Origin of the sequence: Azospirillum isscasi (assembly GCF_030849505.1) — a bacterium.
GTDB lineage: Bacteria > Pseudomonadota > Alphaproteobacteria > Azospirillales > Azospirillaceae > Azospirillum > Azospirillum isscasi.
Genome location: NZ_JAUJFI010000025.1, coordinates 38,604 through 45,110 on the forward strand (window position 1 = coordinate 38,604; position 6,507 = coordinate 45,110).

4 protein-coding genes are annotated in these 6,507 nt (G+C 69.7%); 2 read left to right on the forward strand and 2 right to left on the reverse strand.

Annotated elements, in window-relative coordinates; all coding sequences use genetic code 11:
* Window positions 1-6: 6 nt before the first annotated feature.
* Window positions 7-1,029: a patatin-like phospholipase family protein gene (locus QSG27_RS07750; RefSeq protein ID WP_306704835.1), complete on the reverse strand. Its 1,023-nt coding sequence runs from the start codon at window positions 1,027-1,029 to the stop codon at window positions 7-9.
* A gap of 149 nt (window positions 1,030-1,178) precedes the next feature.
* Between QSG27_RS07750 and QSG27_RS07755 the strand changes: the two genes are divergently transcribed.
* Window positions 1,179-2,972 carry an ABC transporter ATP-binding protein gene (locus QSG27_RS07755; RefSeq protein WP_306704837.1) on the forward strand — a complete coding sequence of 598 codons (1,794 nt, stop codon included), beginning with the start codon at window positions 1,179-1,181 and terminating at the stop codon, window positions 2,970-2,972.
* 61 nt (window positions 2,973-3,033) lie between these two features.
* Here QSG27_RS07755 and QSG27_RS07760 read toward each other — a convergent pair whose 3' ends face one another.
* A complete protein-coding gene (locus QSG27_RS07760; protein WP_306704839.1) occupies window positions 3,034-5,655 on the reverse strand; it encodes a hybrid sensor histidine kinase/response regulator in 2,622 nt (873 codons plus the stop codon).
* Window positions 5,656-6,027: 372 nt separating this feature from the next.
* On the opposite strand from QSG27_RS07760, the gene QSG27_RS07765 reads away from it, so the two are divergent.
* Window positions 6,028-6,507, forward strand: a 480-nt coding sequence (locus tag QSG27_RS07765; RefSeq protein ID WP_306704841.1) for a tetratricopeptide repeat protein, incomplete at its 3' end; no start/stop codon positions are given.

Consider the following 6,507-nt stretch of genomic DNA (forward strand, 5'->3'; position numbering starts at 1 on the left):
CTCCGCTCAGACAGGGGGCGAATAGCCGAAAACCCTCAGCGCGTCTTGAAGGTCGGGGAGGACGCGCTCGACCGCCGCTTCCCCCTCGCGGATGCAATCGTCCGCCCGGTCGAACTCCGACAGGCCGATGTGGCCCAGCCGCGGCGTGATGTGCACGTCCGGTGGCTCGCCCGCCAGACGGGACCGCGCGATGCGGTCGGTGACGATGCCCAGGGAGGAGACCATGACGCCGAACAGGCTCGGTCCCTCGTAATCGCGCCGGAAGATGCGGCGGCTCAAGGCGCCGATCGGCACGCGGAATCCCAGGCGGGGCTTGTCCCCATCCTCCGAAGCCGGATCGTCGATCAGCTTCAGGAGGTCGAACCCCGCCGCGGTCGGCACCGCGGCGCCGGGGCGCCGCGCCTTGCCGATAATGTCGGCGGACAGGTTCACGGCGATCACCATCTGGGCGCCCAGGGCCCGGCAGGCCGACACCGGCACCGGGTTGACCAGCGCGCCATCCACCATCCAGCGCCCCTCGAACTGCACCGGCGGGAACACCCCCGGCAGGGAGAAGGAGGTGCGCAGGGCGTCCACCAGGGGGCCGCTGCGCATCCATACCTCGTGCCCGGTGACCAGATCGGTGGCGATGGCGGCGAAAGGGTTGGGAAGCTCCTCGATCCGGACGTCGCCCAGATGGTGGCGCATCTCCGCCACCAGACGGTCCCCGCCGATCAGCCCGCCGCCCTGGCGCAGCCGCAAATCCAGATAGCCGACGATTTTCATCCGGGTAAGGCTGCGCGTCCATTCCTCCAGCGCGTCGAGCTTTCCGGCGAGATGGACGCCACCGACCAGCGCCCCGACGGAGCTTCCGCAGACGATGTCCGCCTCGATCCCATAGCGCTTCAGCGCCCGCAGGACCCCGATGTGCGCCCAGCCGCGGGCCACTCCGGCGCCCAGCGCCAGACCGATGCGGGGCCGGTGATGCCGGCCGTTTCCGTGCCCGTTTCCGTGCCCGTTGCCGAATCCGCTTCCGCCGTCCGCCGCCATGGCGCCTCCTTTTGCAACAGGGTGGAGCGCGTTCCTGCGGATAGTGTGAAGCTCCGCCGGTTAAGGAAACCTGATCGGTTCCGGTCTGGTGGACAAGCACCGGCGCCATCGGCTAAGCCATCGCGATTGCGCTACAGGAAGACGGGCACGTGAGCAAGAAGAGCGGAGAGCGGCTGCGCCTGGACGCGGCGACGGAGCGGCTGGTGGGCCGCATGCTGCGGGAATGGGTCCGCCCCTACACCGGCAAGCTGATGCTGTCCTTCGTCCTGATGGCCGTGGTGGCGGCGGCGACCGGCGCCTACCCGCTGCTGATCGACCGGGCCTATTCGATGTTCTCCGAGCAGGACCGGACCATGCTGCTGGTCATCCCGGTGCTGATCATCGCGGTCACGGCGGTCAAGGCGCTGTCGATGTACGCGCAGACGGTGGTGACCACCGACATCGTGCAGCGCATCATCAGCGATGTGCGCCTGTCGATGTTCGACCATCTGCTGAAGGCCGACACGGCGCAGCTTCACGCGGCCCCCACCGGGACGATGACTTCCCGCTTCATCAGCGACGTGGACCTGATCCGCAACGCGCTGTCGCGGACCCTGACCGGGCTGGTGCGCGACATCCTGACGGTGATCGCGCTGGTCGGGTCGATGTTCTACCTGGACTGGGTTCTGTCACTGATCGTCTTCCTGATCTACCCGATCGCCGCCATTCCCATCGTCAACATCGGCAAGCGGCTGCGCCGCGTGTCGCGCGACACCCAGGCGCAGATGGGCGACATGACCGCCCTGCTGACCGAAAGCCTGGCCGGCGCCCGCATGGTCAAGACCTATTGCCTGGAGGATTACGAGCGCGCCCGCGCCGCCCGCGCCTTCGAGGACAATTTCGTCCTGACCATGAAGGCGACCCGTGCCCGCTCCCGCATCGACCCGATGATGGAGGTGCTGGGCGGCGCCGCGGTGGCCGGGGTGATCGCTTTCGCCGGTTACCGCATGGCGATGGGCGAGGGCTCGGTCGGCGCCTTCTCCGGCTTCGTCGGCGCGCTTCTCATGGCGGCGCAGCCGGTGCGCGCCATCGGCACGCTGAACGCCGTGCTCCAGGAAGGTCTGGCCGCCGCCCAGCGCATCTTCGAACTGGTGGACGAAAAGCCGACCATCACCGAGCGGCCCGGCGCCAAGCCCCTGGCGGTGGAGCGTGCCGCCGTGTCCTTGCGCGGCGTCCGCTTCGCCTACGAGGAGGGGACGGAGACGCTGAAGGGCATCGACCTGGAGGTTCCCGCGGGCGCCACGGTGGCCCTGGTCGGGCGCAGCGGGGCCGGCAAGTCCACAGTCTTCAACCTCATCCCGCGCCTCTACGACGCGACCGGCGGGGATGTGCTGATCGACGGGCAGGATGTGCGGGCGGTGACCCTGGGCAGCCTGCGCGGGGTGATCTCGCTGGTCAGCCAGGACACGGTGCTGTTCAACGACACGGTGCGTGCCAACATCGCCTTCGGGCGGCTGGACGCGCCCTTCGACGACGTCGTGGCCGCCGCCAAGGCCGCCGCCGCGCACGATTTCGTCGCGCGGCTGCCGGACGGCTACGACACGGTCATCGGCGACCGCGGCGTGAAGCTGTCGGGCGGCGAGCGGCAGCGCCTCGCGCTCGCCCGCGCCTTCCTCAAGGACGCTCCCATCCTGCTTCTTGACGAGGCGACGAGCGCGCTGGACAGCGAATCCGAACGGCTGGTCCAGGGCGCCCTGGAACGGCTGACCCGGGGCCGCACGACGCTGGTCATCGCCCACCGGCTGGCCACCGTGCGCAACGCCGACCGGATCGTGGTGATGGAGGGCGGACGCATCGTGGAGCAGGGCACCCACGACACCCTGATCGCGCAGAACGGCACCTACGCCCGCCTGTGCAAGCTCCAGTTCGGCGAGGACGGGGAGGCCGCGCTGCTGGCCCCCTGATACAGCACCCCGATCGGGCTCCCCCACATCCGGCGCTTCCGGTCCGAAGCCCGGCCCGCGGTCATTCCGCCGCAGGCAGCATCTCCACCACGGCGTTGCGCAGCTCCTGCGCGGCGATGGGCTTGTGCAGCAGGGTGTGGCCGCCCGCGCGGGCTTCGGCCAGACGCTCCGGCGCGGTGTCGCCGGTGATGATGGTCGCCGGCACCGGCGTCTTGAGGCGGTCGCACACCGCCCGGATGGCGTCCAGCCCCGTCTTCCCGTCGCGCAGGCGGTAGTCGGCCAGGATGGCGCTCGGCCATTCCCCGCTCTCGACGTGCTGAACCGCATCCTCGATGGAGCCAGCCGTCAGCACGCGGTATCCCCAGCCTTCCAGCATGGTCTGCAGGCCGATGCGGATCAGGGGCTCGTCGTCGATCACCAGAATCAGGCCGCACCGGTCGTCCTTCGCCAGCCGGGCTTCGGCCTGTTCCGGAGGGAAGGCGTAACGGGCGACCAACGGCACATCGACGCAGAAGGCGGACCCGCCTCCCGGCCTGGACCGCAGGTGGATCCTGTGGCCCAGCAGGCGGGCAAGGCGCCGCACCACCGCCAGACCGAGCCCCAGCCCCTTGCCGCGGTCCCGCTCCTGGTTGCTGACCTGAACGAACTCTTCGAAGATGTCCTCGTGCTTGTCGGAGGGAATGCCGATCCCGCTGTCCACCACTTCGATGCGCACCCGGTCGCCGCGGCGCCGGCAGCCGATCAGCAGCCCGCCATGCTCGGTGTAGCGCAGCGCGTTCTCCACGAGGTTGCGCAGGATGCGCATCAGCAGGGCCGGGTCGCTGCGGATCGTCAGGGTGCAGGGCGCCACGCGCAGCCGCAGCCCCTTGGCCTCCGCCTGGGGATGATACTCGGTGCCCAGCCGCTCGATGATCTGGCCGATCGGAAGGTCCTGAAACTGGGGAACGATCAGCCCCGCATCCAGCTTGGAGACGTCCAGAAGGCTGTCGAGCAGCATGCGCAGCCCATCCATGGCCTGCCCCAAGGAGTCCAGCAGGGGGGCCGCCGGATGACCGCTCAGCCGCTGCTCCAGCGCGGATCGGAACAGCATCATGGCCTGCACCGGCTGGCGCAGATCGTGGCTGGCCGCGGCGAGGAACTTGGACTTCGCGACGTTCGCCCGGTCGGCCTCGGCCTTGGAGGCGCGCAGGGCGTCCTCGGCACGGCGGCGTTCGGTGATGTTGCGGACGATCCCCGTGAAGTAGCGGCGCCCGCCGGCGGTCCATTCGTTGACCGCCAGTTCGATCGGGAAGTTCGATCCGTCCTTGTGCCGCCCTTCCGTCTCGCGCCCGATGCCGGTGAAGTTCTTCTCGCCGGTGCTTCGGTCGGCCTTCGGGTAACCGTCGTGCGCAGAGTGGAACAATTCGGGCAACAGGATGTGGACGTTCTGGCCGATCACTTCCTTGGCCTCGTACCCGAAAATGCTTTCGACCGCCGGGTTGATGCTCTGGATCGTGCCGGTCTTGTCGATGACCATCATGGCGTCCACCGCGGTCTGCACGATGGCCCGGTAGCGTGCCTCGCTCTCCGCCAGCGCCGCCTCGCGCCGCCGGATGAGGTCCGCCGCCGTCCGGATGGCCCGTCCCACCGCGTCGATCTCGGCCACGCCCCCGCCCCCGGTGGGCGGCGGCACCGGGTATCCGGCGCCCAGCGCGTCCGCCGCTTCGGATAACCGCGCGACGGAGCGCGTCAGGCGCCGCCCGAGCAGGATGGCGGCCCCGATCCCGACCACGAGAAGAACGACGCCGCCGCCGGCGAAGAGAAGCAGGGCCTGACGGGCCGGAGCGGCCAGCAACGACAGCGGAACGCTCGCAGCGACCACCCAGCCGAAGGTCCTGGAGCGGCTGTAGGCTTGGATCGCCTCCACCCCCTCCAGATTGACGGCGTGGTGGATCCCGTCCGGCAGTTCCTGCATCCCGGTCCACAGCGAGGCGGGAAGCTGCTTGCCGACGAATTGTTCGGTCAGATGCGAGCGGGCGATGACGACGCCGTCCTGGTCGATCACCCCGGCCCGCCACCCCGCCGGGATTCGCTCCGGCGACACGATGGCCTGAAGCCGTTCCTGGGGAATGGTCAGGCTCAGCAGATAGCGGATGCCGCCGTCGCCGATCACCGGGGCGATCACCGCCAGAAGCGGTGCCCGGGACACGCCGCCGACGAACAGGCCGGTGACCTGCGGGCGCGCCGTGTCGAGCACGCGCTGGTCGGCCTCGACGGACGTGTTGTCCGGCAGATCCGCTCCCCACGGCATGCGGCTGTTGATGAGTTGCCGGCCCGACCGATCACGGAGAACCACGTTGGTGCCGAGCCGGTCCCGCACGTCGGCGGCCTGCCGGTAAAAGCCGGCCAGATCGTCGTCGGCAAGGCTTTCCGACGTCGCCAGAACCTCGGCGGCGGCGATCAGGCGGGCGACCTCCCGGTCCACGTCTTCGGCCAGCAGGCGCGTCCGGTCACGGACGAACCGTTCCGTCTGCTGAGCCTGTGCATCGATGTTCCGGATGAGGAGAATCACCGAGAACAGGACGAGCGGGACGGCGACGGCGGTCACCAGCAGGATGAGCCAGGTCCGGACCCGCTGCGGTCGCGTCCACCATTGGCTCCGGCGGCCCTTGTCCGGGGCGTGCATCATCGGTGCCCCGGCCATGCGCGGGCGACTCGGTGTTCCGGGGCCGGGCGGCCCCCGTTCGGGAAGGTCCCGTCCATCCGGGCGGCTCCGGTGCGCGCAGACCGTCCGCGTTCGCCTTGCGGCAGGGTTGGAATGGCTTGGCTAAGGTTGCCGACCGGGGGAAAGCGTCCGGCAGGAACGTTCCAAGGCATCTTCGCGGACCATTCCTGGGAAGGTGGATGTTGGTGTTTCCAAACCGCATCGTAGCACAGAGCGCAAAAAGCGGTTGAAAGGTTTCCTCCATGCTCATGGCATGGTTTTGCGGAACGGTTGTGGGCACGATCTGGGCACGGCGGGATTCCGCTGCCGGCGATTGGCACCGGCGCCCGAACCGGTCTATGGTCGCGCATCATGGAACCTGCCCTCGACGACGCCATCCGCCTGCACAAAACCGGCAACCACGGGGGGGCCGAGCCGCTCTACCGCGCCATACTGGAGCGCGAGCCGGAAAATCGCGGTGCTCACCAGATGCTGGCGATGCTCCTGGTGCAGACCGGGCGCGCGGCGGAGGCCGCCGGCCATTTCCGGACCTTTCTGCGCCTCGACCCCGGCGGCGTCGCCGGCTACAGCAACCTCGCCGCCGCCCTGCGCATGGCCGGACAGGGGGCGGAGGCCGTGGCCTGCCTGCATCGCGCGCTGGCCCTCGACCCGGCGCACGCCGCATCCTGGTTCAATCTCGGCAACGGTCTGAAGCAGCAGGAGAAGGCGGCGGCGGCCCAGCGCAGCTACCGGCGGACCCTGGCGCTGGAGCCCGGCCACGGCGGGGCGGCGGGCAACCTGGACGGCCTGCGGGACCAGTGGGGGACGCGGCTGGGCGAGGCGGAGCGGCTG